The organism is Gordonia sp. J1A, from assembly GCF_055393515.1.
This window is the reverse complement of the sequence record NZ_AP041607.1, coordinates 2,343,521-2,366,771: the sequence shown is the minus strand read 5'-3', so window position 1 is coordinate 2,366,771 and position 23,251 is coordinate 2,343,521. Positions and strand designations below refer to the sequence as shown.

General features: G+C 68.9%; 19 protein-coding genes. 13 read left to right on the top strand and 6 right to left on the bottom strand.

Going from position 1 to position 23,251, the window contains the following annotated elements; translation table 11 throughout:
* Nucleotides 1-4: 4 nt before the first annotated feature.
* Together ACZ5QD_RS11030 and ACZ5QD_RS11025 are read right to left on the bottom strand one after the other, a co-directional pair.
* Nucleotides 5-604, bottom strand: coding sequence for a DUF2249 domain-containing protein (locus ACZ5QD_RS11030; RefSeq protein WP_006895753.1), 600 nt, complete (start codon nt 602-604; stop codon nt 5-7).
* 77 nt (nt 605-681) lie between these two features.
* Complete coding sequence (locus ACZ5QD_RS11025) at nt 682-1,563, bottom strand: IclR family transcriptional regulator (protein WP_006895751.1); 882 nt, start codon at nt 1,561-1,563, stop codon at nt 682-684.
* 51 nt (nt 1,564-1,614) lie between these two features.
* Here ACZ5QD_RS11025 and cysD point away from each other — a divergent pair, with 51 nt between their 5' ends.
* Both cysD and cysC read left to right on the top strand, forming a co-directional pair.
* The gene (gene cysD / locus ACZ5QD_RS11020; protein ID WP_006895750.1) at nt 1,615-2,571 is read left to right on the top strand and encodes a sulfate adenylyltransferase subunit CysD; all 957 of its coding nucleotides are present in this window, start codon (nt 1,615-1,617) and stop codon (nt 2,569-2,571) included.
* Entirely contained in the window at nt 2,571-4,457 is a 1,887-nt protein-coding gene (gene cysC, locus ACZ5QD_RS11015) for an adenylyl-sulfate kinase (protein WP_006895749.1), read from the top strand. Before cysD ends, cysC begins: the two co-directional genes overlap by 1 nt.
* A gap of 23 nt (nt 4,458-4,480) precedes the next feature.
* Here cysC and eccA read toward each other — a convergent pair whose 3' ends face one another.
* The gene (eccA, locus tag ACZ5QD_RS11010) at nt 4,481-6,274 is read right to left on the bottom strand and encodes a type VII secretion AAA-ATPase EccA (protein WP_006895748.1); all 1,794 of its coding nucleotides are present in this window, start codon (nt 6,272-6,274) and stop codon (nt 4,481-4,483) included.
* A gap of 164 nt (nt 6,275-6,438) precedes the next feature.
* Between eccA and purL the strand changes: the two genes are divergently transcribed.
* The 3 genes from purL (at nt 6,439) to ACZ5QD_RS10995 (ending at nt 10,808) form a co-directional block, all read left to right on the top strand.
* Nucleotides 6,439-8,733, top strand: coding sequence for a phosphoribosylformylglycinamidine synthase subunit PurL (gene purL / locus ACZ5QD_RS11005; protein WP_045539527.1), 2,295 nt, complete (start codon nt 6,439-6,441; stop codon nt 8,731-8,733).
* A 75-nt stretch (nt 8,734-8,808) separates the two neighbouring features.
* Complete coding sequence (locus ACZ5QD_RS11000) at nt 8,809-10,506, top strand: alpha/beta hydrolase (RefSeq protein ID WP_051999618.1); 1,698 nt, start codon at nt 8,809-8,811, stop codon at nt 10,504-10,506.
* 86 nt (nt 10,507-10,592) lie between these two features.
* Nucleotides 10,593-10,808: a hypothetical protein gene (locus ACZ5QD_RS10995; RefSeq protein WP_051999617.1), complete on the top strand. Its 216-nt coding sequence runs from the start codon at nt 10,593-10,595 to the stop codon at nt 10,806-10,808.
* Nucleotides 10,809-10,850: 42 nt separating this feature from the next.
* Here the strand turns inward: ACZ5QD_RS10995 and ACZ5QD_RS10990 are convergent, their stop codons facing one another.
* Complete coding sequence (locus ACZ5QD_RS10990; protein WP_062365982.1) at nt 10,851-11,522, bottom strand: TetR/AcrR family transcriptional regulator; 672 nt, start codon at nt 11,520-11,522, stop codon at nt 10,851-10,853.
* Nucleotides 11,523-11,577: 55 nt separating this feature from the next.
* Here ACZ5QD_RS10990 and ACZ5QD_RS10985 point away from each other — a divergent pair, with 55 nt between their 5' ends.
* Nucleotides 11,578-13,026: a carotenoid oxygenase family protein gene (locus ACZ5QD_RS10985; protein WP_006895743.1), complete on the top strand. Its 1,449-nt coding sequence runs from the start codon at nt 11,578-11,580 to the stop codon at nt 13,024-13,026.
* A gap of 41 nt (nt 13,027-13,067) precedes the next feature.
* Entirely contained in the window at nt 13,068-14,147 is a 1,080-nt protein-coding gene (locus ACZ5QD_RS10980; protein WP_464366747.1) for an NAD(P)H-dependent amine dehydrogenase family protein, read from the top strand.
* Nucleotides 14,148-14,154: 7 nt separating this feature from the next.
* On the opposite strand, the gene ACZ5QD_RS10975 is transcribed toward ACZ5QD_RS10980, so the two are convergent.
* On the bottom strand, nt 14,155-15,663 hold the full coding sequence (locus tag ACZ5QD_RS10975; protein WP_346075136.1) for a glutamate-cysteine ligase family protein: 1,509 nt from the start codon (nt 15,661-15,663) through the stop codon (nt 14,155-14,157).
* A gap of 72 nt (nt 15,664-15,735) precedes the next feature.
* On the opposite strand from ACZ5QD_RS10975, the gene ACZ5QD_RS10970 reads away from it, so the two are divergent.
* The 6 genes from ACZ5QD_RS10970 to ACZ5QD_RS10945 all read left to right on the top strand — a co-directional run bounded on the left by ACZ5QD_RS10970 (nt 15,736) and on the right by ACZ5QD_RS10945 (nt 22,305).
* Nucleotides 15,736-16,602: a PHP domain-containing protein gene (locus ACZ5QD_RS10970; RefSeq protein WP_346075134.1), complete on the top strand. Its 867-nt coding sequence runs from the start codon at nt 15,736-15,738 to the stop codon at nt 16,600-16,602.
* Between the two features lie 80 nt (nt 16,603-16,682).
* On the top strand, nt 16,683-17,072 hold the full coding sequence (locus ACZ5QD_RS10965) for a sterol carrier family protein (protein ID WP_006895739.1): 390 nt from the start codon (nt 16,683-16,685) through the stop codon (nt 17,070-17,072).
* 126 nt (nt 17,073-17,198) lie between these two features.
* The gene (gene purF, locus ACZ5QD_RS10960; protein ID WP_375003669.1) at nt 17,199-18,785 is read left to right on the top strand and encodes an amidophosphoribosyltransferase; all 1,587 of its coding nucleotides are present in this window, start codon (nt 17,199-17,201) and stop codon (nt 18,783-18,785) included.
* A 112-nt stretch (nt 18,786-18,897) separates the two neighbouring features.
* Complete coding sequence (purM, locus tag ACZ5QD_RS10955) at nt 18,898-19,983, top strand: phosphoribosylformylglycinamidine cyclo-ligase (RefSeq protein ID WP_062365972.1); 1,086 nt, start codon at nt 18,898-18,900, stop codon at nt 19,981-19,983.
* 193 nt (nt 19,984-20,176) lie between these two features.
* Entirely contained in the window at nt 20,177-21,391 is a 1,215-nt protein-coding gene (locus ACZ5QD_RS10950) for a saccharopine dehydrogenase family protein (protein WP_464366746.1), read from the top strand.
* On the top strand, nt 21,388-22,305 hold the full coding sequence (locus ACZ5QD_RS10945; protein ID WP_464366745.1) for an oxidoreductase: 918 nt from the start codon (nt 21,388-21,390) through the stop codon (nt 22,303-22,305). The genes ACZ5QD_RS10950 and ACZ5QD_RS10945 overlap by 4 nt, the downstream gene beginning before the upstream one ends.
* Nucleotides 22,306-22,333: 28 nt before the next feature.
* Here the strand turns inward: ACZ5QD_RS10945 and ACZ5QD_RS10940 are convergent, their stop codons facing one another.
* Entirely contained in the window at nt 22,334-23,248 is a 915-nt protein-coding gene (locus ACZ5QD_RS10940) for a saccharopine dehydrogenase family protein (protein ID WP_464366744.1), read from the bottom strand.
* Nucleotides 23,249-23,251: the final 3 nt, after the last annotated feature.

The window sequence follows — 23,251 nt, the reverse complement described above, 5'->3', positions numbered from 1 at the left end:
GTCGTCACCGCCCGGTGCCGAGCGGCTCGATCGTGAGCGTGGGCTCGCGGTGGGTGTGGACGGTGAGATAGCTCAGCCCATCGGGACCGGCGGTGAACGATCGCTCCGACCGCCGCGGCAACCAGAGCAGATCGCCCGCGGACACCGCCACATCGCCGGTCTCGGTGCCGACGGTGCCCGACCCCGCGACCACGTGGATCAGGACGTCCACCTCCGCTCCCCGGTGCGTGTCGATACCGCCGCCCGGGGCCAGCCGGATCAGGTTGGAATCGAGCCCGCGGCCGTCGAAGTCGAGCTTCCACGCCACGCCGGCGGCGTCGACCGGTCCGTCGGTGAGCTCGGCGGTGTTGCCGAGCAGGCGGGGCGGCGGGGCCGCGGTTGTCTTGCTGATGCGGATGCGGTAGTCGCGCTTCTCGCGCACCAGATAGTCCCAGCCGTATCCGCCGGGCAGTCGTTCGTCGAACTCGTCGTGCAGATGCCGCGGATCGTGGTCGTTGATCAGGATGATCGCCTCGCCGACGTCGAGTGAGTCGAAGATGCCGAAGATCTTGGGGTGGCGCTGGGGCTTGGGGATCTCGCGGACATCCAGGGTGACGTCGGGCATGACCAGTCCTCCTAATAAAAACAATGAAGTCTTGTAAAAAATCTAGCGCGATTCGTGACGTGGGGCAACGCCTGGGTTCAGCGGCGGACGGCGGCGCTCACCGCGTCGGCGGCCGCACGGGTCGCGGCACCGAGCCCTGCGACCTCGTCCGCGGGCATCGTCGAATCGGGGCAGGAGACGATCGCGCCGATCGCGGTTCCGTCGGCGTCGAAGATGGGGGCGCCGACGCTCACCGCACCCACCTCGCCGGTCAATTCCGCGGGCAGGTAATCGATCGCCGATAGTTCCGACACGAGTTCCGACATCCGCGATCGCAACTGGGCGGGCATTTCGTCGAGATTGCCCAGGGTGTCGATGATGGCGCGGTGGTGTCCGGTGATCCGCTCGATCGAATAGCCCCGATCGCGGATCGCGTCGAGGACGGCGGCGAGGCGGGCGCGCTGGTCCGCGGACGCCTCGGCCAGCCAGTCGGTGCGCTCGGGCTCGTCCGACCATGCGATGAACTCGCGGCACAGCGGCGGTCGGAGGTGGACGCGGCGCAACGGCGGCACCCAGGAATCGGGAGCGGTCTGCGGGACGACCTGATCGGCCACGGTCACCAGATCGCCGGTGCGGCGCGCGAGGAACGCCGGCACTCCGGTCTCTTCGACGAGGGTCTGCATCGCGGGGATCGCGCTCGCCGCCACCAGGTCCAGACGTGCGGCGCGCCGGGACACGGTGAGGAACTCGGGGCCGAGTGAGAAGGAGTTGTCCCGCCGCCTGGACAGCCAGCCGAGTTCGCACAGCTGAGTGGCGATCGCGTGTGCGGTCCCGCGGGGGATGCCGGTCACTCGCACGACCTCTGCGAGCGTGAGGGAATCGCCCGCGCGCTCGACGAGGAGCGACATCACGTCCACCACGCGGCGCGTCGGCGGGGACGATTGACGCTCGGGGCGTCCGTCACCTACCGTTGCTGTCATATTGCCAACACTAAGTGTCGAATATTCGACAAGTCAAGGAAAGTGGCGTCGATGATCACATCGCCCGACGGGACCCGTCCGGCCGCCCCGGCCGGAACCGGCCGACGGTACGAGCTGACGACTCTCGAGGAACTGGAGGCCGAGTCCGTCCACATCTTCCGCGAAGTGGGCGCCACCTTCGAGCGCCCCGCCATGCTCTTCTCCGGGGGCAAGGACTCGGTGGTGATGTTCCATCTGGCGCGCAAGGCGTTCTGGCCGGCGCCGGTCCCCTTTCCGCTCATGCACGTCGACACCGGACACAACTTCGACGAAGTGATCGAGTACCGCGACCGGGTGGTCGAGCAGACCGGGGTGTCGCTGATCGTCAGCAGCGTGCAGGACGACATCGACGCCGGCCGGGTGGTCGAGCAGACCGGGCCGGGCACGTCGCGCAATCGGCTGCAGACAGCGGCGCTGCTGAGGGGGATCGCGGAGCATCGGTTCGACGCGGTGTTCGGCGGTGCGCGACGTGACGAGGAGAAGGCACGCGCCAAGGAACGGTTCTTCAGTTTCCGTGACTCGTTCGGAGCATGGGACCCGCGCAACCAGCGGCCCGAACTGTGGAACCTGTACAACGGCCACTGCGCGCGGGGTGAGCACATCCGGGTGTTCCCGTTGAGCAACTGGACCGAGCTCGACATCTGGAACTACATCGCCCAGGAGGGCATCGAACTCCCGTCGATCTACTACGCGCACGAGCGTGAGGTGGTGCCCCGTGACGGCATGCTCCTGGCGAAGACGCGCTTCCTGGAGACCTATCCGGGTGAGACCGCACACGTCGAGCGCGTTCGTTTCCGCACGGTCGGCGATGCCACCTGCACCGGTTGTGTCCGAAGCGAGGCCGACACCCCGGAGAAGGTGATCGCCGAAGTCGCCGCCACTCGGGTCACCGAGCGGGGCGCCACGCGAGCCGACGACCGGATCTCCGAAGCCGGCATGGAAGACCGCAAGAAAGAGGGCTACTTCTGATGCGCACCGACAACCGTGCGGCCGGCCCGGCCGACACCGAGGTGATCGCTCCGGCGGAACTGCTCAGGATCGCCACCGCGGGCAGCGTGGACGACGGTAAGTCGACTCTGATCGGCCGGCTCCTCTACGACTCGAAGTCGATCCTCACCGACCAGCTCGAAGCGATCGAGCGCACCAGCGCCCAGCGCGGAGACGAGTACGCCGATCTGGCGCTGCTCACCGACGGGCTGCGCGCCGAGCGCGAGCAGGGGATCACCATCGACGTGGCGTACCGCTACTTCGCGACCCAGAACCGGAAGTTCATCATCGCGGATTCGCCGGGACACGTGCAGTACACCCGCAACATGGTCACCGGCGCGTCCACCGCCGACCTCGCGATCATCCTGATCGACGCTCGCAAGGGCGTGGTCGAGCAGACTCGCCGCCATGCCTTCCTATCGTCGCTCCTGGGGATCCCGCACTTGACGGTCTGCGTCAACAAGATGGATCTCGTCGACTACTCGCGGGAGCGGTTCGAGGAGATCTGCGACGAAGTGGTCGCGTTCGCGGCCAAGCTCAACGTCGGCGACATGAGTTTCATCCCGATCTCGGCTCTGCGCGGTGACAATGTCGTCGACCGGTCCGAGGCGATGCCCTGGTACACCGGCCGACCGCTGCTCAGCCATCTGGAGAACGTGTACATCGCCTCCGACCGCAACCTGCGCGACGCGCGGTTCCCGGTGCAGTATGTGATCCGACCGCAGCGCAGCGACGGCCTCGACCACCGCGCCTTCGCCGGCACCGTCGCCGGAGGGACGTTCGCGGTGGGCGACAAGGTCGTCGCGCTGCCCGGCGGATTCGGGACCACGGTGAAGCAGATCTGGGGACCCGGCGGCGTCGAACTCCAGGAGGCGTTCGCCTCCCAGGCGGTCTCGATCGCGTTGGACGACGAGATCGACATCGTGCGCGGCGACATGCTGGTGCGGCCCAACAATCGCCCGCACGTGGGACGTGAACTGGACGCGATGGTCTGCTGGTTCTCCGAGAGCACCGCTCTCGCTCCAGGCAACACCTACGTGATGCTCTGCGGAACCCGGGAGACGCGCGTGCGCGTGCAGGGACTCAACTACCGGCTCGACGTCAACACTCTCCATCGGGACGAGGACGCGACGGCCCTCACGCTCAACGAGATCGGCCGGCTGTCGTTGCACGCGCAGCATCCGGTGATGTTCGACGAGTACCGCCGCAACCGCGCCACCGGCAGTTTCATTCTGATCGACGAGACCACCAACGCGACAGTGGCCGCGGGCATGATCAGTGCACCGCTCGCACACGACAGCCACGTGGTGTGGCAGTCGAGCAAGGTGACGCGCGCAGGACGGTCGCATCGCGGCGCGACCGTATGGCTCACCGGACTCTCGGGGTCCGGTAAATCGACCATCGCCACCGAGTTGGAGCGGCGGATCGTCGCCGAAGGCAGGCCCGCCTACCTGCTCGACGGCGACAATCTGCGTCACGGGCTCAACGGCGACCTCGGCTTCAGCGACGACGACCGGCGCGAGAACATCCGCCGGACCGCGGAGGTCGCGTCGCTGTTCGCCGATTCCGGAGCGATCGCGTTGGTGTCGCTGATCAGCCCGTTCGCCGCAGAGCGGCAGCGGGCCAGGGAGATTCACGAAGCGGCTGATCTGCCGTTCTATGAGATCTTCGTCGACACTCCGCTCGACGACTGCGAGGCACGTGACCCCAAAGGCCTCTACGCGAAAGCCCGGGCCGGCGAGATCACCCAGTTCACCGGCATCGACTCTCCGTACGAAGTGCCCGAGAGTCCGGACCTGGTGGTGCGCCCGGGCGATGGGTCACCGAAGCAGATCGCCGACCGGATCATGCGCGACTTGGGGCTGTAGCCAGCTGTTCGTCGGCTGAAAGGCTACGCGAATCGGTCATCCGGGTCGTCGTCGGCGGGGACGGCGCCGATATCGGCGAACTGGGCCAGTGCGGCGCGCATGTCGGCGCCGGTCACGGTCATCAGATCCGATTCGGTCAGCATCGCGAGCTCGGCGGTCCGGGCGAGCCGCAGCTCGCGTTCCTCCTCTGCGGCTTCGACGACGTTGCGCACGAAACGGGCGTTGCCCGCGGTATCCGATGCGCGGCGGCCCTCATGGATCAGGCCGTAGAGGTCGGCGAACTCTGTTTCGAGCATCGCCGTCGCCTCCGCCGACAGCCGGGCGTCCCGGTGCTGAGCGATCGATTCGGCGATCCGGATCAGCTCACCCGGTGTGTACGAGTTGAATCGGATCCGGCGGGCGAAGCGGGACGCCAGACCCTCGTTCGCGGACAGGAGTCGGTCGATGTCGTCGTCGTAGCCTGCGATGATCACGACCAGGCGGTCCCGGTCGTTCTCCATGCGAGCGAGCAGCGTGTCGACGGCTTCGCGGCCGAAGGCGTCGCCGCCGGCGAGCCCCTCCTGGACGAGGGTGTACGCCTCGTCGATGAACAGCACACCGTCGAGGGCGGAGTCCACGACCGCTGACGTCTTCGGTGCCGTGGCGCCCAGGTGCTGTCCGACGAGGTCTTTTCGACTGACTTCGACGACCGTGTCCGTCGACAGCAGACCGAGCGCACGGTACAGCCGCGCGACCAGACGCGCGATCGTGGTCTTACCGGTCCCCGGCGGTCCGGTGAAGGCGAGGTGCAGACTGCGCGACTGTGTGCGCAGTCCCTTCTCCGATCGCAACTGCGCGAGGGTGACCGCCGCGCGCAGCCGCTCGACCTGTTCTTTGACCGGTGCCAGCCCGATCTGAGCGGCGAGCTCCTCGGACACCTCCCGCAACGCGGGTTCGTCGACGCCGCGCCCCCGTTCGGCGCGAGGGCCGCCGGCGGGTTCGACCGCGCGATCGACCGTCAGCTGCAGCGACGGATCGGCGAGCGCGCGGGCGGCGTCGGTGAGCCGTGAGTCCAGGGCGTAGGCCTCTTCGAACGCAGACCGGGCAGCGGACTCGTCGCCCTGTGCGCGCAGGGCCAGCCCCATCGTGAAGAGGGCCTGCGGCCGGCAATTGGTGAGCGCCGAGTCCCCGGCGCTCGACAGTCTGCGCAGCCCCTCCTCGAACAGGCCCAACTGCACACAGGCCGTTCCGATCATGAAGTCGGCTGCGGCGCAGAGATACTCGTCGTTCCACGTGCTTGAGACGGAGAGTGTCCGCAGGACATCGCGCCAACGGCGCTTGCGTAGCTCGACAATGCCGCGGCAGAAGTCGGCGGTCGAGTCGGCGTGCTCGATCTCGGCCAGTACGTCCTCGGCGCCGGCCACGTCTCCGCCGGCCAGCAGGGACGCCGCATATGCCGCGGCGGCGTCCGCCGGTCCGGTGATCGGCAGGTCGATGAACATCCCGCTCGGCAGATGCCCGGCCAGCACACCGGTCGGAAGTCCCAAGCGGCGTTGCTCGGCGCCGATCGAATCGCGCGCTCGGTACAGCCCCAGCAGCACCGGACCCGATCGATCGCCGACGGCGACCCGTCCCAGCCAGGCGTCGCCGAGTGCGCCGTCGAGCTCGGTGGCGCGGGTGAAGGCCGCCTCGGCTCGTTTCGGATCGGGCGGCCCGCCGCCGGTCAGGAATCCGGCTGCCGTGAGCCCGGCGATGAAGTACTCGCGGGCAGGCGACTTGGCGTCTGCCGCTCCGCGCGTGGATAGAGCGCGCGTGGATAGAATCTGCCCCTCGGCCATGTGGTCCCCCCGAACCTGGTGTGCGCAAACTGTATCCATACCCTCCGACAAGCGGGGCCGGACCGCGCGAACTCCCAGCAGAGGGCACCCGCGCGCCGCATCCCGGTGGTGCTCGCGCACCCCGGCCGGAGGCGTGGCCGTCCACCCGCGTGACCTCGCATAGAATGGTCGCCGTGAGCGCCCAGGTCGATACCGTTTCCCACGCCGCCGATACCCCCGATCAGCCGCAGCCCTATGCCGAGCTCGGTCTCAAGGACGACGAATACGCCCGGATCCGGGAGATCCTCGGCCGCCGTCCCACCGACGCCGAACTCGCCATGTACTCGGTGATGTGGTCTGAACACTGCAGCTACAAGTCGTCGAAGGTGCACCTGCGCTACTTCGGCGAGACGACCACCGAGGAGATGCGGGCGGGAATGCTCGCCGGGATCGGCGAGAACGCGGGCGTGGTCGACGTCGGCGACGGATGGGCCGTCACGTTCAAGGTCGAGTCGCACAACCACCCGAGCTACGTCGAGCCCTACCAGGGCGCGGCGACCGGCGTCGGCGGCATCGTCCGCGACATCATGGCGATGGGCGCGCGGCCGATCGCGGTCATGGACCAGCTCCGATTCGGTGCGGCCGATGCGCCCGACACCCGGCGCGTGGTCGACGGCGTGGTCCGCGGCATCGGCGGCTACGGCAACTCCCTCGGTCTGCCCAACATCGGCGGCGAGACGGTGTTCGACCCCAGCTACCAGGGCAACCCGCTGGTGAACGCGCTGTGCGCCGGCGTCCTGCGCGTGGAGGACCTGCATCTGGCATTCGCATCGGGCACGGGCAACAAGATCATCCTGTTCGGCGCCCGCACCGGACTCGACGGTATCGGCGGCGTCTCGGTCCTGGCGTCGGAGACCTTTGACGACGACGGCGGCAACGGCCCGAGCCGCAAGAAGCTGCCGAGCGTGCAGGTCGGCGACCCGTTCACCGAGAAGGTGCTGATCGAGTGCTGCCTGGACCTGTACAAGGCAGGTCTCGTCGTCGGCATCCAGGACCTGGGCGGTGCCGGACTCTCCTGTGCCACCAGCGAATTGGCAGCGGCAGGCGACGGCGGCATGCACATCGAGCTCGAGAAGGTGCCGATGCGAGCCGAGGGCATGACCCCGGCGGAGGTGCTCTCGTCGGAGTCGCAGGAGCGCATGTGCGCGGTCGTGACCCCGGAGAACGTCGACGCCTTCATGGAGGTGTGCCGCAAATGGGACGTCCTCGCCACGGTGATCGGCGAGGTCACCGACGGCGAGCACCTGGAGGTGACGTGGCACGGTGAGACCGTGGTCGACGTGCCGCCGCGCACCGTCGCCCACGAGGGACCGGTGTACGAACGACCCGTCGCACGCCCCGACTGGCAGGACGACGTGGTCGCCTCGACCACCGAGGGTCTGGCGCGCCCGCAGACCTCCGACGAACTGCGCGCCACGTTCCTCAAGTTGCTCGCGAGCCCGGCGCTGTGCAGCCGCAAGTTCATCACCGAGCAGTACGACCGCTACGTGCGCGGCAACACCGTCCTGGCCGAGCACGCGGACTCGGGCATGATCCGGATCGACGAGGAGACCGGTCGCGGCATCGCGATCGCCACCGACACGTCGGGTCGCTACACCTATCTCGATCCCTACGCCGGCGCCCAGCTGGCACTGGCCGAGGCCTACCGCAACGTGGTGGTCTCCGGTGCCGGCCCGCGCGCCGTCACCAACTGTCTCAACTTCGGTTCTCCCGAGGACCCCGCCGTGATGTGGCAGTTCAGCCAGGCCGTTCGCGGTCTCGCAGACGGCTGTGCGCAACTCGGCATCCCAGTGACCGGAGGTAACGTCAGCTTCTACAACCAGACCGGTTCCACCGCGATCCTCCCGACACCGGTCGTCGGCGTGCTCGGTGTGATCGACGACGTCCGCCGGCGCATCCCGACCGACATCGGCACCGAGCCGGGCGAGACGTTGATCCTGCTCGGCGACACCCGTGACGAGTTCGACGGCTCGATCTGGGCACAGGTGGAGCACGATCATCTCGGCGGCGTGCCGCCGAAGGTCGACCTCGAACGCGAGCGTCTGCTCGGCGAGATCCTGGTCGCCGCATCGCGTGACGGTCTTGTCTCCGCAGCGCACGACGTCTCCGAGGGCGGTCTGATCCAGACCGTCGCCGAAGCCGCACTGGCGGGCGAGACCGGCTGCCGCATTCTGCTGCCCGAGGGCGCCGACCCGTTCGTGACGCTGTTCTCGGAATCGGCGGGGCGCGTCCTGGTGGCCGTGCCGCGCACCGAGGAGTCGAGGTTCTGCGCGATGCTCGACGCCCGGCAGATGCCGTGGACGCGCATCGGTGTCGTGGATCAGGGCAGCGACGCGCTGGAGGTCCAGGATCACTTCGAGGTCAAGCTCGACGAACTGCGCGAGGTGCACGAGGGAACGCTGCCCCGGTTGTTCGGGTAGCCGTTGGGTCACGGTGAGCGACTGACGAAGGCGGCGCCGCGGAGAACTCCGCGCGCCGCCGTTCGTCATTCGTCGATGTGGTTCGGATCGGCGGTGACCCGGACGATGCGGGTACTGCGCATCGACGCGCCGGGGCTGGCGATCGGGACCGTCTTCTACATCTGGTCGCTGACGCCCTCGCTGCTTCCTCGGCTCTGGGCGTTTCAGGGTCTCATCGGCGGCATCGCCGCGGCGACCGGCTACGCGGTCGGCTCGCTGCTGGCCTTCGCGATCGGGCGGCTGGTTCTCTCACGCGTCGCCTGGTGGCCGCCGCCGGCCCGCGTTCGTCGCGTTTTGCGCATCGGCGTCCCCATCCTGTGCGCGGTGGCCTCGACGGTCGCTCTGTACTACGGCGTGCGGTCGCAGGCCCAGCTCGCCGACCTGATGGGAACCGACCCTCCGTCGTACCTCGGCTATCTGCGGGCGATGGCGTTGAGCCTGGTGATCGCGGTCGCGATCGTCGCGGTGTTCCGGGTGCTTCGGGACGTCGGCCGGTGGCTGGCGCGCACCATCAACCGGATCTTCCGCATCCCGCGGCGGGTGGCGGGGGTGATCTCGCTCATCGTGATGCTGGTCGTGACGTACACGCTGATCGACGGCGTCGCGCTGCGCGGCAGTTACGCGGCGATGAACGCCGTCTTCAGCGCCACCAACGACACCACGCGCGACGGCGCGGTGCAGCCCTCCCTGGCCGAGAAGTCGGGGAGCCCGCAGTCCGCGGCACGGTGGGAGACCCTCGGATTCGAGGGCCGGAACTTCGTCTCCGGAGGCATTCGAGCGGCCGAACTGGCCAAGTACAACGGCCGGCCCGCGAAGGAGCCGATCCGCGTCTACGCCGGTCTGGAGTCGGCGGACGGCCCGGACGCGCAGATGAAGCTGGTAGTCGACGAATTGGAGCGGACCGGCGCCTTCGATCGTCAGACGCTCGTGATCATTCCGACCACCGGCACCGGCTGGGTCAATCCGACCGCCGCGCAGACTTTCGAACTCGTCGCGAACGGCGACAGTGCGTTGGTCGCGGCACAGTACTCGTACCTGCCGAGCTGGGTCTCGTTCCTCGCCGACCGCGAGAAAGCCGCGGAGGCCGGACGCCGCCTGGTGACGGCGGTGCACGACAGGTGGCTGACCAAGCCGCCCGGTCACCGGCCGAAACTGTTCGTCTACGGCGAGAGCCTCGGCACGCAGGCGGGTGAGGGGGCGTTCGACGATCTGAATGCGATCCGCTCGACGGTCGACGGTGTTCTGTGGGTCGGGCCGCCCGACTCGAATCCGTTGTGGCGCGCGCTCGTCGACCGTCGTGACCCGGGCACCCCGGAGGCGGAGCCGACTTACGCGAACGGGCTGGTGGTCCGCTTCGCCAACGACGCGGCGGCCATCGGCCGCAATCCGGATCCCTGGCTCGCGCCGCGGGTGCTGTACATCCAGCACCCGTCCGATCCCGTGGTCTGGTGGTCGCCCGAGTTGCTCTACCAAAAGCCGGACTGGCTTTCCGAGCCCGCCGCCGGCGACCGCAGTCCCGCGATGCGGTGGTACCCGATTGTCACGTTCTGGCAGGTCAGCGCGGACCTGGGCAATGCGGCCGGAGTACCCGACGGACACGGACACAACTACGGCACCGTCATCCTCGACGGTTGGATCGCAGTGACCCAGCCCGCGGGCTGGACCGATGCGGACACCGCGCGGGTGCGGTCCGCGCTGCTCGATCTGCGAGGCCACGACGGTCCGGAGAAGTGAAGGCGGACAGGCGAGTCGGGCGATTACGGCAGTAGGTCGTTCGGTCGACACGGTTGTGTTGTGGTCGTACCGCCGGGCTGCTGCAGTTGTTCTTGGGCGGGTTCGGCATCGGACGCTGGTACATCGGCACCCACGGCGTCGCCGCGGGACAACTCGTGCTGTGGTTCCTGGCGTTTGTGACGTCATTCATCTTCGGTATCGGACTGGTGCTCTTCGTCGGTCTCGGAATCTGGGTGTTGGTCGACGCGATCATGATCTTCACCGGGTCCGTTCGCGACGGCGACGGGCGAGTGCTCCGATAGCGGAAGCCCCATTTCGGCGCGCAGCCGCCGTTCCTTCCGCGGTCAGCCGTCGGCCATCCGCGCCATCGCGGCGTCCAACGCCCGCTCGGCCTCTTCCCGCGGCGTCCCGCCACCCACGGCGAGCGAGATCAGCGCGCCTCGGGCGACGAGATCGTGCGCGCCGGTCAGGTGCCCGGCGATCGACAACATCGCGAGGCCGTGCACGGTGCTCCAGGCGACGCCGGATCGGATGAGAAGTGCGGCGTCGTCGGTCTCCGGGGTCGCGACCCGCCGGATCGTCTCGGCCATCACCCCGAATGCCGCGCGGCCCATCGGGGAGTCGGTCGGATTCCCGTGCTGCAGCAGCGCCTTCCGTTGCGAGGCCGCCCACTCGGGCGAGGAGTACTGGAACATCAGGGTGTAGAGCAGCGGATGGTCGGTGGCGAACTGCAAATAGGCCAGACCTTGGCACATGAGGTCGGTCAGCGGTTCGTCGGTGCGGCCGGCGGCCGAGAGCGCATCGCCGAACTCCGCGAATCCGCGCTCGCAGACCTCGGCGGCGACGGCCCCGATGCTGCCGAACCGCGAGTACACGGCCATCGTCGAGGTGCCTGCCTCCTGGGCGAGTCTGCGCACGGTCAAGGCCTCGACACCCTGCTCTGTCACCAGTCGGTAGGCGGCCGCGGACAGAGTCTCGCGCACGGGATCGGGACGTGCCTCTTCACTATTGCTCATAACAGCGTTATTATCGCGGTATAACAATGTTATAGTCAACCTGGAGGTGACGGGAATGACCACGAACCGATTTCTCGACGGCGAGTACGCACCGGTGCGCGCCGAGTTGACCGAGCACGCGCTCCCGGTGACGGGAACGCTGCCGGACTGGCTCGACGGCCGGTACCTGCGCAACGGTCCCAACCCGATCGCGGACGTCGACCCCGACACGTACAACTGGTTCACCGGTGACGGAATGGTGCACGGCGTCCGGCTCAGCGGCGGCGACGCTCTCTGGTACCGGAACCGCTGGGTCGATTCGCCCGCCACCGAACGCAGACTGAACAGGCCCGCACCCGACTCGGCCGGCCGGGCCTTTCTGCACGGCCTCGGCGCGAACACCAACGTGATCGGGTTTCAGGGGCACACCTTGGCGCTCGTGGAGGCGGGGCTGCCGTGCGCGGAACTGTCCGAAGAACTCGACACTCTCGGTGTCTGGGACTTCGACGGCACGGTCCGCAGCGGCTACACCGCGCACCCGCTCGAAGATCCGGCGACCGGAGAGCTGCATTCGGTCAGCTATCACTTCGGGCTCGGGAACAAGGTCCGATACTCGGTGATCGGGGTCGACGGTCGCGAACGCCGCCGCGTCGACATCACCGTCGGCGGCAGCCCGATGATGCACGCGTTCTCGTTGACCGAGTCGACGGTGGTGATCTACGACCTTCCGGTGACCTTCGACGTGGAGACGGCGGCCTCGTCCGCCGTTCCGCGCAGGCTCCGGCCGATCGCCGAACTCGCGATGTCGGCAGTCGTGGGGCGAGTGCCGATGCCCCACCTGCTGTCGGAGCGTCTGCCGCGGAATCGGGCAGGGTCTCTGCCGTACAGCTGGGACCCCGACTACCGACCTCGGGTAGGGCTGATGCCGCGCGAGGGCGGCGACGCCGACGTCGTCTGGATCGACGTCGACCCGTGCTTCGTGTATCACCCCATGAACGCGCACGAGGAGAACGGTGCCGTGGTGATCGACCTCGCGGTGCACGACCGCACCTTCGATCGGGACCGCACCGGGCCCATCGACGGCGGGCACCGCATGGAGCGGTGGACCCTCGACCCGCTGCGCCGGACCTGCCGTCGGGAGCAGCTGTGGGACGCCGCCGTCGAGTTCCCCCGAGTGGACGACCGCTTCGTGGGCCGGGCCCACGACTGCGGGTGGGTCGTCGGAGACGAGGGCGGCGGGCTCTTCGGTTCGCTGTTGGCCCGGATGGGCGGCAGGCTCGGCGAGCCCGTCGTGCGCAGGTTCGGCGACGGCGTGTTCGCCGGCGAATTCACCTTCGTGCCCCGGAGTTCCGACGCCGCACAGGGCGACGGTGCCGTCATCGGACTGGTGACCGACATGGCGAACGAATCGACACGGCTCGCCGTCCTCGACGCGCAGACACTCGAGGACATCGCGTACGTGGACCTGCCGCAACGCGTGCCCGCGGGCTTCCACGGGAACTGGCTGCCCACCGCGTCTTCCTGAACGGGGTCCGCGCGGCCGGGCCGCCGCCTACCCTGGCGCGCATGGCATTGCGAGTCGTGGAATGGTCGACCGGAACCGTGGGCAGGCACGCGATCGCCGGCATCGACGCGCATCCGGACCTGGAACTGGTAGGTGTGTGGGTGTCGGACCCGGCCAAGGTCGGAGTGGACGCCGGGCGGCTGGCCGGTCTCGATCGCGACCTCGGAGTCGTCGCGACCTCGGATCGTGACGCGCTGCTGGCGCTGCGTCCCGATGCGATCGTCCATACGGCGATGACCGACGATCGGGTGGCCGAGGCGATCGCCGACCTCACCGCCTTCGTGGCCGCCGGAATCAACGTCGTCTCCTCCGGGCCGGTGATCCTGCAGTACCCGTACGGTGTCCTGCCCGATGCGATGGTGCAGTCGGTGGTCGACGCCGCCCGGACCGGCGGCGCGAGCCTGCACGTCAACGGCATCGATCCCGGATTCGCGAACGACGTCCTGCCGCTGTCACTCACCAGTCTGTCGCAGGAGATCGACGAAGTCCGATGCCTGGAGATCGCCGACTACTCCACGTACCGGCAGCCGGTGGTGATGGGGGAGTTGTTCGGCTTCGGCAAGCCGATGAACGATCAGCCGATGCTGTTGACGCCCGGAGTGCTGTCCCTCGGCTGGGGCAGCGTGGTCCGGCAGATCGCCGCGGGCCTGGGACTGACGCTCGACGAGCCGCTCGTCGAACGCCATGAGCGGATCGCCGCCGACCGAGACTACGAGACGGTGTCGGTGCCGATTCCGGCGGGCACGATGGCCGCCCTGCACTTCGAGGTGATCGGTCAGGTGGACGGCGTCGACCGAGTCGTCCTCGAGCACTACACGCGCACGCATCCCGAACAGTGTCCGGACTGGCCGCGTCCGGCCGACGGCGACGGCTGCTACCGCATCGTGGTGAGCGGCGAGCCGGAGATGAGGGTGGAAGTCGCGCATCACGCGCGCCACGGCGACCACAACGTCTCCGGCATGATCGTGACCGCCATGCGGTTGGTGAACTCGGTACCCGCCGTGGTGGCCGCCGAGCCGGGGCTCGTCACGGCGCTCGACATGCCGCTGGTGACCGGACGAGGGCTGGTGAGCCGGGGCTGAGCGGGCGTCACACCGGCCAGTTGTGCACCGGCTCGCCCTCGTGCATCAGCGTCGCGTAGTCGCGGACCATTCCGCGCAGAGCGGCCGAGCGCGACTCGCCGGCGTCCTCGCGGGCCCGGACCGCCGCTCGTTGCCAGACCGATCCGGACTGACGTGTGGCGGCGCGCCCCTCGATCACTCCCAGATAGCGTCGCCTGGCCCGATCGGAGACCCCGTAGGCGATGAGTCCGCGTTCCGCGATCGGCAACAGACGACGCAGGACCAGTTCGTCGGGTCGTACCCATCCGATGTTCGGCCAGTACAGCTGTGCGCCGAATCCCCAACGCGCTCCGGCCGCGAGGTTCTCCCTGGCGGCGTCGAAGGACATCTGTGACCACACCGGCAGTTCGCTCTCGACGAGTCCGCGCACCAGACCGTAGTAGAACGCGGCGTTGGCCATCACGTCGACGACGGTCGGACCGGCCGGCAGCACCCGGTTCTCGACGCGTAGGTGCGCGCGGCCGTCGATGACGTCGTAGACCGGCCGGTTCCAGCGGTACACGGTGCCGTTGTGCAGGCGGAGCTCCTCGAGTTCCGGAATGCGGCCGGCGTCGAGTTCGGCTAGCGGATCGACGTCGGTGGACACCGGGAGCAGAGCGGGGAAGTATCTCGTGTTCTCGGCGAACAGGTCGAAGATGGTGTTGATCCAGCGTTCTCCGAACCACACCCGCGGCCGGACCCCCTGGTTCCTGAGTTCGAGGGGCCGGGTGTCGGTCGCCTGCTCGAAGACCGGGATGCGCGTCTCGTGCCAGAGCGCCTTCCCGTCGAGGAACGGTGCGTTGCCCGCGATCGCCACCTGCACGCCCGCGATCGCCTGCGCGGCGTTCCAATGGGTGGCGAAGTCCTCGGGCGCCACCCGCAGGTGCAGTTGCAGAGAAGTGCACGCGGCCTCGGGGAGGATCGAGTCGCTGGTGGTGGCCAGGCGTTCGGCGGGTCCGCCGATCACCATCGGGACGCCGGTGATGTCGAGCTCCAGATCCTCTCCGCGTGCGGCGAAGATCTGCTCGTTCAGCAGGCTGTAGCGCGGGTTGGTGGAGATCCACTGGTGCGCGAAGTGCTCGCGGCCGAGAGTCGGCAGCATGCCGACCATCAGGAGATGATTGCCGGTCGAGGCCGCGCGTGCCTCCGCGCGGTTCAGCGATGCGCGCAGCCCCTGCTCCAGCCCCACCGTGTCGGCGCCGACGAAGGGCCGGGGCGAGACGTTGATCTCGATGTTGAACTGGCCGAGTTCGGTCTGATAATCCGGATCGGCGATCGCATCGAGCACCTCGGCGTTCGCCATCGCGGGCTCGGCGTTCTCGTCGATCAGATTGAGTTCCACCTCCATGCCGAGCAGCGGCTCGGGTGGCCGGCCGTGATCGGTGAACAATCCGTCGGTCAGCATCCGCGCGATGGCCTCGGTCCCCCGGGACACCTGCGCCCGGAAGCGCACGCGATCGGCTCCACTGAACTTCTGATGGCTCACTTCGGCGCCCATGCGGCAATCGTGCCGGAGACGGCCCCGGTGCGCGAGGGTTCGGGCCATTCGACCGCTGACTACAGTGTTCGCATGGCACCCGAGATGACCGCCGACCTGCACACCCACACCGCGTTCTCCGACGGCACCGACACTCCGGAGGAACTGCTCGCGGCCGCACGGGAGGCGGGCCTGCGGACGATCGCACTGACCGACCACGACACGGCGGCCGGCTGGGACGAGATCGCGGCCCGGGTTCGGTCGGGGATGCGCGTGCTGCCGGGCGCGGAGTTCTCGACCAAGCATCCGCGCGAGGACGGGAGCCTGGTGTCGGTGCATCTGCTCGGCTACCTCTTCGATCGCGACGACGCGGGGGTCGCCGGCGAGTGGCAGCGGATGAAGGACGAGCGCGCGGGCCGCGGTGCGCGGATCGTGGAGAACCTCGTGACCGCCGGTTACCCCATCACGCTGGCGCGCGTGCGGGAGATCGCCGGAGTCGGCAGCATCAGCCGCCCGCACATCGCGAGGGCGTTGATGGAGGCGGGAGTCGTCGCGTCGGTCGGGGAGGCCTTCGATGAACTCCTGCACGACGGCAGTCCGCACTACACCGCGCTGCGGTCGACCTCCCTGGTGGAGGGAGTCGAGATGATCGCCGCGGCGGGCGGTGTCCCGGTGATCGCTCATCCGCGTGCCCGGGCCGCGGCGACGGTGTTGACCGCCGACGTGATCGAGTCGCTGGTCGCGGTCGGACTCGCCGGCCTCGAGGTCCGCCATCCCGACCACGACGATGCGGCGCGCGCCGAACTGGCCGACATCGCGTCGAACCTGGGACTGCTGGCGACGGGCTCGAGCGACTACCACGGCGCCAACAAGACCCTGCGGATCGGTCAGGAGCGGACCGACGACGAGGTGGTGGAGCAGATCGTGGAGCGCGGAACGGTGGCTCCGTTCATCGCGTGACGGCACCGTTCACCGTGTGACGGGGGCCGCGGGCGGGCGGTCCGGGGAATGGTCGCCGGCTCGTCGGCGTTGGTGATGCCGTGGCACCACGAGACAGAGCTGATCCGGCGCAGACACGCGCGGCCGTCCTCGCCGTCGCGGACTGGCTGCGCGACGAGACCGCGCCCGCGCCGGGGCGGTCGGCGCTGGCCGCGGCCGTGCGGCTCACTGCGAGGACCGTCGCGCAGGAGGCTCCCGGCAACTCGGTGGAACTGCGCGTTCCTCCGTTCGTCGCGGTCCAGTGCATCGAAGGGGTGCGGCACACCCGCGGCACCCCGCCGAACGTGGTCGAGTCGTCGCCGCGCGAATGGCTGCTGCTGGCCACCGGACTCCTCGACTTCGACGACGCGCTCGCCGCGCACCGGATCAGCGTCTCCGGACACCGCGCCGGCGACGTCGCGAGCAGACTGCCGGTGGTCCCGCTGAACTAGCGGCTCCCAGCGCGGCGCTGCAGCGCGCGCCGCGCTGGATTTCGAGTTGTCCCGAGCGAAGCCGTAGACTGTGGTAACGGTAACGCCCGCCCAGCCCACGAAACCGGAGCGTATTACGTGACCGAGATGTCGATTCACTCTCCGAACCTGCTGAATCAGACCGGATGTGGCGGACCGTCGCACCCGAGCCCCGATGCGGATCAGCCCGAGAACGAGCCCCGCGAGGAATGCGGTGTCTTCGGTGTCTGGGCACCCGGGGAAGACGTCGCGAAGCTGACGTACTACGGCCTCTACGCTCTTCAGCACCGCGGTCAGGAAGCAGCCGGCATCTCCGTCGGAGACGGCTCGCAGGTACTGGTCTTCAAAGACCTCGGGCTGGTGAGTCAGGTCTTCGACGAGCAGACCCTTGCCTCGATGGTCGGTCACGTCGCCGTCGGTCACTGTCGGTACTCGACCACCGGATCGACGACGTGGGAGAACTCCCAGCCGATCTTCCGCAACACCGCGGCCGGCAGTGCCGTGGCGCTCGGTCACAACGGCAACCTCGTGAACACGGCCGAACTCGCCGAACGGGCACGGGAGTTCGGCATCTACGGCAGCGGGCCGCACGGCACGGCCACCTCCGACTCCGACATCCTCGGCGCATTGCTCGCGCACGGCGCGACCGACAAGACGCTCGAGCAGTCGGCGATGGAACTGCTGCCGACTGTCAAGGGCGCGTTCTGCCTCACCTTCCAGGACGAGAACACGCTGTACGCGGCACGCGACCCGCACGGGGTGCGGCCGCTCTCGCTCGGCCGCCTCGACCGCGGGTGGGTCGTCGCCTCCGAAACCGCGGCGCTGGACATCGTGGGAGCTTCCTTCGTCCGCGACATCGAGCCGGGCGAACTCCTGGCCATCGACGCCGACGGCGTCCGCAGCCGGCGCTTCGCAGAGCCGACCCCTGCCGGATGCGTTTTCGAGTACGTCTACCTGGCCCGGCCCGACAGCGTCATCCACGGACGTTCGGTGCATTCGACGCGAGTGGAGATCGGACGCCGGCTGGCCCGGGAACGTCCGGCCGAGGGCGACCTGGTAATCCCGGTCCCCGAGTCGGGTACGCCCGCGGCCGTCGGTTACGCGCAGGAGTCGGGCATCCCTTACGGGCAGGGCCTGATGAAGAACGCCTACGTGGGACGCACCTTCATCCAGCCCTCGCAGACCATCCGCCAGCTGGGCATCCGCTTGAAGCTGAACCCGTTGCGCGAAGTGATCCGGGGTAAGCGGCTCGTCGTGGTCGACGATTCGATCGTGCGCGGCAACACCCAGCGCGCGCTCATCCGGATGCTGCGCGAGGCCGGCGCCGCCGAAGTCCACGTGCGCATCGCCTCTGCGCCGGTCAAATGGCCGTGCTTCTACGGGATCGACTTCGCCTCGCCCGCGGAACTGATCGCCAACGGCTCGGACTCCAAGGAAGCGATGGTCGAGAGCGTCCGCCAGGCCATCGACGCCGACTCGCTCGGGTACATCAGCATCGACGAGATGATCAACGCCACGGAACAGCCGCGTGCCCAGCTCTGCGCCGCGTGTTTCGACGGCCGCTACCCGATCGCGCTGCCGCAGGAGACGACGATGGGCAAGGCCGTGCTGGAGAGCATGCTCAAGGGCTCGATGAACGGCGCCGATCCGCTGACGGCATCGAATGACAACGTCAGCGCAGTGATGCGGCCCTGACCTTCGGCGCCTCGCAGCGCTCCCGGATCCCCTCTGCACTCAGGTACCGTGAGTGCGTCCCACCGCCCGAACGGCTGACTGTCAGCTGCAGAATTTCAGGAGAATCAAGAATATGACCGACGGGTCTGTCGACAAGCCGACGGCCGGCGCATCTTATGCGGCAGCGGGCGTGGACATCGATGCCGGCGAACGCGCCGTCGAACTCTTCGCACCTCACGCGAAGCGCGCGACCCGTCCCGAGGTCCTCGGCGGGCTGGGCGGCTTCGCCGGCCTGTTCTCCCTGAAGGACGACTACCGCGAGCCCGTTCTCGCGGCCTCGAGCGACGGCGTGGGGACCAAGCTGGTCATCGCACAGGCGATGGACAAGCACGACACCGTCGGGCGCGATCTGGTCGCGATGGTCGTCGACGACCTCGTGGTCTGCGGCGCCGAGCCGCTGTTCCTGCAGGACTACATCGCCGTCGGCAAGGTGATCCCCGAGATGGTCGCCGACATCGTCAAGGGCATCGCCGACGGCTGCGTCGACGCCGGATGTGCGCTGCTCGGCGGCGAGACCGCGGAGCACCCGGGTGTGATGGAGGACGGTCACTACGACATCTCCGCCACCGGCGTCGGTGTGGTCGAGGCCGATTCCATCCTGGGACCGGATCGTGTCCGCGCGGGTGACGTGGTGATCGCGATGGGTTCGTCCGGCCTGCACTCGAACGGCTATTCGCTGGCGCGGAAGGTGCTGCTCGACTGGGGGCACATGGATCTGGCCGGTCACGTCGAGGAGTTCGGTCGGAGTCTCGGTGACGAATTGCTCGAGCCGACCCGCATCTACGCCAAGGACTGCCTGGCACTGGCTGCCGAGAGCGACGTCCGCACGTTCGCGCACGTCACCGGCGGCGGCCTCGCCGACAATCTGGCGCGCGTGCTTCCGGCGGGCCTGTCCGCTGAGCTGGAGCGCAACACGTGGAGCCCGGCCCCGATCTTCTCGTTGATCGCCCAGCGCGGACGAGTGGAGCGGGCCGAGATGGAACGCACCTTCAACATGGGCGTCGGCATGGTCGCCATCGTCGCTCCCGAGGACACCGACCGTGCGCAGGCGATCCTCACCGCGCGTCATGTGGACAACTGGGTGCTCGGCACCGTCAAGCGCGGCGAACCCGGGGCTCGCGGCTCGGTGGCTCTGGTCGGCGATCACCCGAGGTTCTGAACTCGGCGCCGGTCCGGCGGACGGTTGTGAGGAACGGCACTTCATATGTTGACGCCGTTAACCTAGCGGGTTAGTCTCGCGTTGTCAGTGTAAACATCTTCTGGTGTTCCGCCGTGCCGTCGGTGTCGATCGCAGACGGTGCTGCGCTGACGGGATCCGCACGCACTCGACCGTCAACAGATGGAGATCGACGATGCCCGACCTTCCCCAGAACCGCCGATTCGACCTGGTGCTCTTCGGCGCCACCGGATTCACCGGTGAACTCACCGCGGAGCACCTCGCGGAGCATCTGCCGGACGGGGCGCGGTGGGCGCTCGCCGGCCGGAACCGGGACAGACTCGATGCCGTCCGCACCCGCTTGGCGGCGGTCGCTCCCGCGGCCGCCGAGCTCGAACTGCTCATCGCCGACACCACCGACCCCGAATCGTTGCGCGCGGTGGCCGAATCGGCTCGGGTCGTCATCACCACCGTCGGCCCCTACCTCCAGCACGGCGCGCCGCTCGTCGCAGCGTGCGCGGCCGCCGGTACCGACTACGTCGACCTCGCCGGTGAATCCGAATTCCTCGATCGGATGTACATCGCTCATCACTCCACGGCGGTCCGGACCGGTGCCCGTCTGGTGCACGCCTGCGGATTCGACTCCATCCCGCACGATCTCGGTGCATTCTTCACGGCCAAGCAACTGCCCGACTCCGCGCCCGCGACCGTCCGCGGTGTGGTCCGCAGCAATGCGATGATCTCCGGCGGGACGCTGCACTCCGGACTCGGCCAGATCGCGCGGCCGCGGCAGATCCGTCGGGCCGCGGCCGACCGTGCCAGGCTCGAACCGCCGACGGTCGGGCGCCGCGCACGGGTGCGGGCCGGCGCTCCCCGCAGGGACGGTGTGCTCGGCCTCTGGCTCCTGCCACTCCCGACGATCGACCCCCAGATCGTCAAGCGTTCGGCTGGTTCGCGCGATGAATACGGGCCCGACTTCACGTACTCCCACTACGCGGGTTTCCGCAGGCTGGTGATGCTCGCGGCCGCGGCCCTCGGCGTCGCGACAGTTGCCGTCGCCGCGCAGATCCCGCCGCTGCGCCGCCTCATCGGCGCCTGCCTTCCCCAGGGCACCGGACCGTCGCCGGCTCGCCGCGCACGCTCCTGGTTCTCCGTCGACTTCATCGGTGAAGGCGGTGGCCGGACGGTTCACACGCAGGTGCGGGGCGGCGACCCCGGCTACGGTGAGACCGCGAAGATGCTGGCCGAATCGGCCATGTGCCTGGCCTTCGACGCCAATCCGAAGGTGAGCGGCCAGGTCACCACGGCCGCGGCGATGGGCGACAACCTGGTGCGGCGCCTGACCGATGCCGGGATGACCTTCGCCGTTCTGGACACCGACGGCGCACCGGTCGACGGGGTGCGATCGTGAGCTGGTCGACCGCGGACATCCCGTCTCAGTCCGGTCGGGTCGCGGTGATCACCGGGGCCAACGGCGGACTCGGGCTGGCCACCGCTCGAGCGCTGGCAGGGAAGGGCGCCCATATCGTGATGGCAGCCCGCAACCAGAGCAAGGCGCGCGACGCCGAGGAGACGATCCGGCGAGCCGCACCCGGTGCGTCGGTGGAGATCGTTCCCCTCGACCTCGCGTCGCAGGCGTCGGTGAAGCAAGCCGCCGAGACGGTCCTGGCCGGTCACGATCGCATCGATCTGTTGATCAACAACGCTGGAGTGATGGCGACACCGGAAGGCCGGACGGTCGACGGCTTCGAGACCCAGCTGGGCACGAATCATCTCGGACACTGGACGTGGACCGCGCTTCTGCTCCCCGCGGTGCGCCAGGCTCCGGCCGGGCGGGTCGTGACGCTTACCAGCATCGCCCAGCACCAGGGCGGCAACCTGGACCCGGCCGATCCGCATCTGCACCGCCGCTACCGTCCGTGGAAGGCGTACGGCAACTCCAAGCTTGCGAATCTGCACTTCGCGATCGGCCTCGACCGCAGGCTGCGCGCATCCGGCGACCGGACGATCGCGCTGTCGGCGCATCCGGGTCTCACCGACTCCGAACTGCAGTCCACCACCCATGCCTCGGGAGGCGGGGGAATCGCTGGGTGGCTCGGTGATGTGGGAGCCGACCTGGTCGGGATGACGACCGACCGCGGTGCGCTCAGTCAGTTGCGGGCCGCCACCGATCCGACGGCGCGCGGCGGAACTCTCTACGGTCCGGCCTTCGTCTCCTTCGGTCCGCCTGTGCGCAAACCGCTCTTCCCGTTCGGCGTCGACGCCGGGATCCGCGCACTGTGGGAGATCTCGGAACGCGAGACCGGGGTGCCGATCCGGCTGTGAGGCCGGTCGACACGCCGGTCACGTCCACTCACACCGGTCGCCGTGACCGCGGGTCTGCGCCGACGGTCAGCCCCATCTCGGCTCCCGCGGCGAGGAGCGTGTCGAGGCCGAATGCTTCGACCGGTCCGACGACGCCCGGCTGCTCGCCGTGGCCCGAAGCGAGACGGTCGGCCGCCCACGCCATCAGCTCAGCGGTGAGGTCGTAGACGTTCGGGCCAGTGGCGTGGACCTCGGCCAGCACGGCGCCGCCGCGGTCGCGCGCCACCGCGACGGTGTGCGCGCCGCTGCGGGAACGCTCGGCGGCGTCCGGACCGCCGGGCGCTCCGCCGGAGCGGCCGGTCACGGCGGCGACGAGTCGTCGGCCGGGTTCGATGCGGACCGCGGTGTTCACGACGGCGGACAGCAGGCTCATGGCCCGGCTGAGCTCGGGGAACCAGCCGTTGTACACCTCGACGGATTCGAGGTGCGGAAACGCCGGAGGCAGGAACAGCACCTCGGTGCCGGTGGCGAGCATTGCCGCCTTGCGGCGAGCGCCGGCGTCGAAGGTCAGCACCCGGCTCGCGGCCCGCTGGTCCTCCAGCCGCCCGTTCTTCCAGACGGTGACCGGCAGCGTGATGGCGTCCGACATCGTGGCGCGGGTGCCGGAACTGAGACCGCGTCCGCGGCGCAGTGAGCCGTCGACGAAGTAGCCGATGTCGAGCGACCGCGCGGAGTCGCCGGCCTCCCGGGCGGCGACGGCTCCGGCCAGGACCCCCGGTACGTAGTCGTTGCCGAAGGCCGGAACCATGACGGCGCCGGTCTTGCGGGCCACGGCGTCGTGACGTTCGTGGATCGCGCGCACGAATCCCACTTCGCCAGTGGAGTCGACGTAGTGGGCACCCTGCTCGGCTGCCGCACGTGCGGCAGCGAATCCGAGCCGCTCGAACGGTCCGACGGTGGTCACGAG

Bases quoted from the DNA above. Each gene is read 5' to 3' on its own strand.
- eccA (WP_006895748.1), bottom strand. From the start codon at position 6,274: ATGGCCGAGGGGCAGATTCTATCCACGCGCGCTCTATCCACGCGCGGA.
- purM (WP_062365972.1), top strand. From the start codon at position 18,898: ATGACCGACGGGTCTGTCGACAAGCCGACGGCCGGCGCATCTTATGCG.
- purF (WP_375003669.1), top strand. From the start codon at position 17,199: ATGTCGATTCACTCTCCGAACCTGCTGAATCAGACCGGATGTGGCGGA.
- ACZ5QD_RS11025 (WP_006895751.1), bottom strand. From the start codon at position 1,563: ATGACAGCAACGGTAGGTGACGGACGCCCCGAGCGTCAATCGTCCCCG.
- ACZ5QD_RS10990 (WP_062365982.1), bottom strand. From the start codon at position 11,522: ATGAGCAATAGTGAAGAGGCACGTCCCGATCCCGTGCGCGAGACTCTG.
- cysC (WP_006895749.1), top strand. From the start codon at position 2,571: ATGCGCACCGACAACCGTGCGGCCGGCCCGGCCGACACCGAGGTGATC.
- ACZ5QD_RS10975 (WP_346075136.1), bottom strand. From the start codon at position 15,663: ATGGGCGCCGAAGTGAGCCATCAGAAGTTCAGTGGAGCCGATCGCGTG.
- ACZ5QD_RS10950 (WP_464366746.1), top strand. From the start codon at position 20,177: ATGCCCGACCTTCCCCAGAACCGCCGATTCGACCTGGTGCTCTTCGGC.
- ACZ5QD_RS10970 (WP_346075134.1), top strand. From the start codon at position 15,736: ATGGCACCCGAGATGACCGCCGACCTGCACACCCACACCGCGTTCTCC.
- ACZ5QD_RS11030 (WP_006895753.1), bottom strand. From the start codon at position 604: ATGCCCGACGTCACCCTGGATGTCCGCGAGATCCCCAAGCCCCAGCGC.
- ACZ5QD_RS11000 (WP_051999618.1), top strand. From the start codon at position 8,809: ATGTGGTTCGGATCGGCGGTGACCCGGACGATGCGGGTACTGCGCATC.
- purL (WP_045539527.1), top strand. From the start codon at position 6,439: ATGGTCGCCGTGAGCGCCCAGGTCGATACCGTTTCCCACGCCGCCGAT.
- cysD (WP_006895750.1), top strand. From the start codon at position 1,615: ATGATCACATCGCCCGACGGGACCCGTCCGGCCGCCCCGGCCGGAACC.
- ACZ5QD_RS10980 (WP_464366747.1), top strand. From the start codon at position 13,068: ATGGCATTGCGAGTCGTGGAATGGTCGACCGGAACCGTGGGCAGGCAC.
- ACZ5QD_RS10985 (WP_006895743.1), top strand. From the start codon at position 11,578: ATGACCACGAACCGATTTCTCGACGGCGAGTACGCACCGGTGCGCGCC.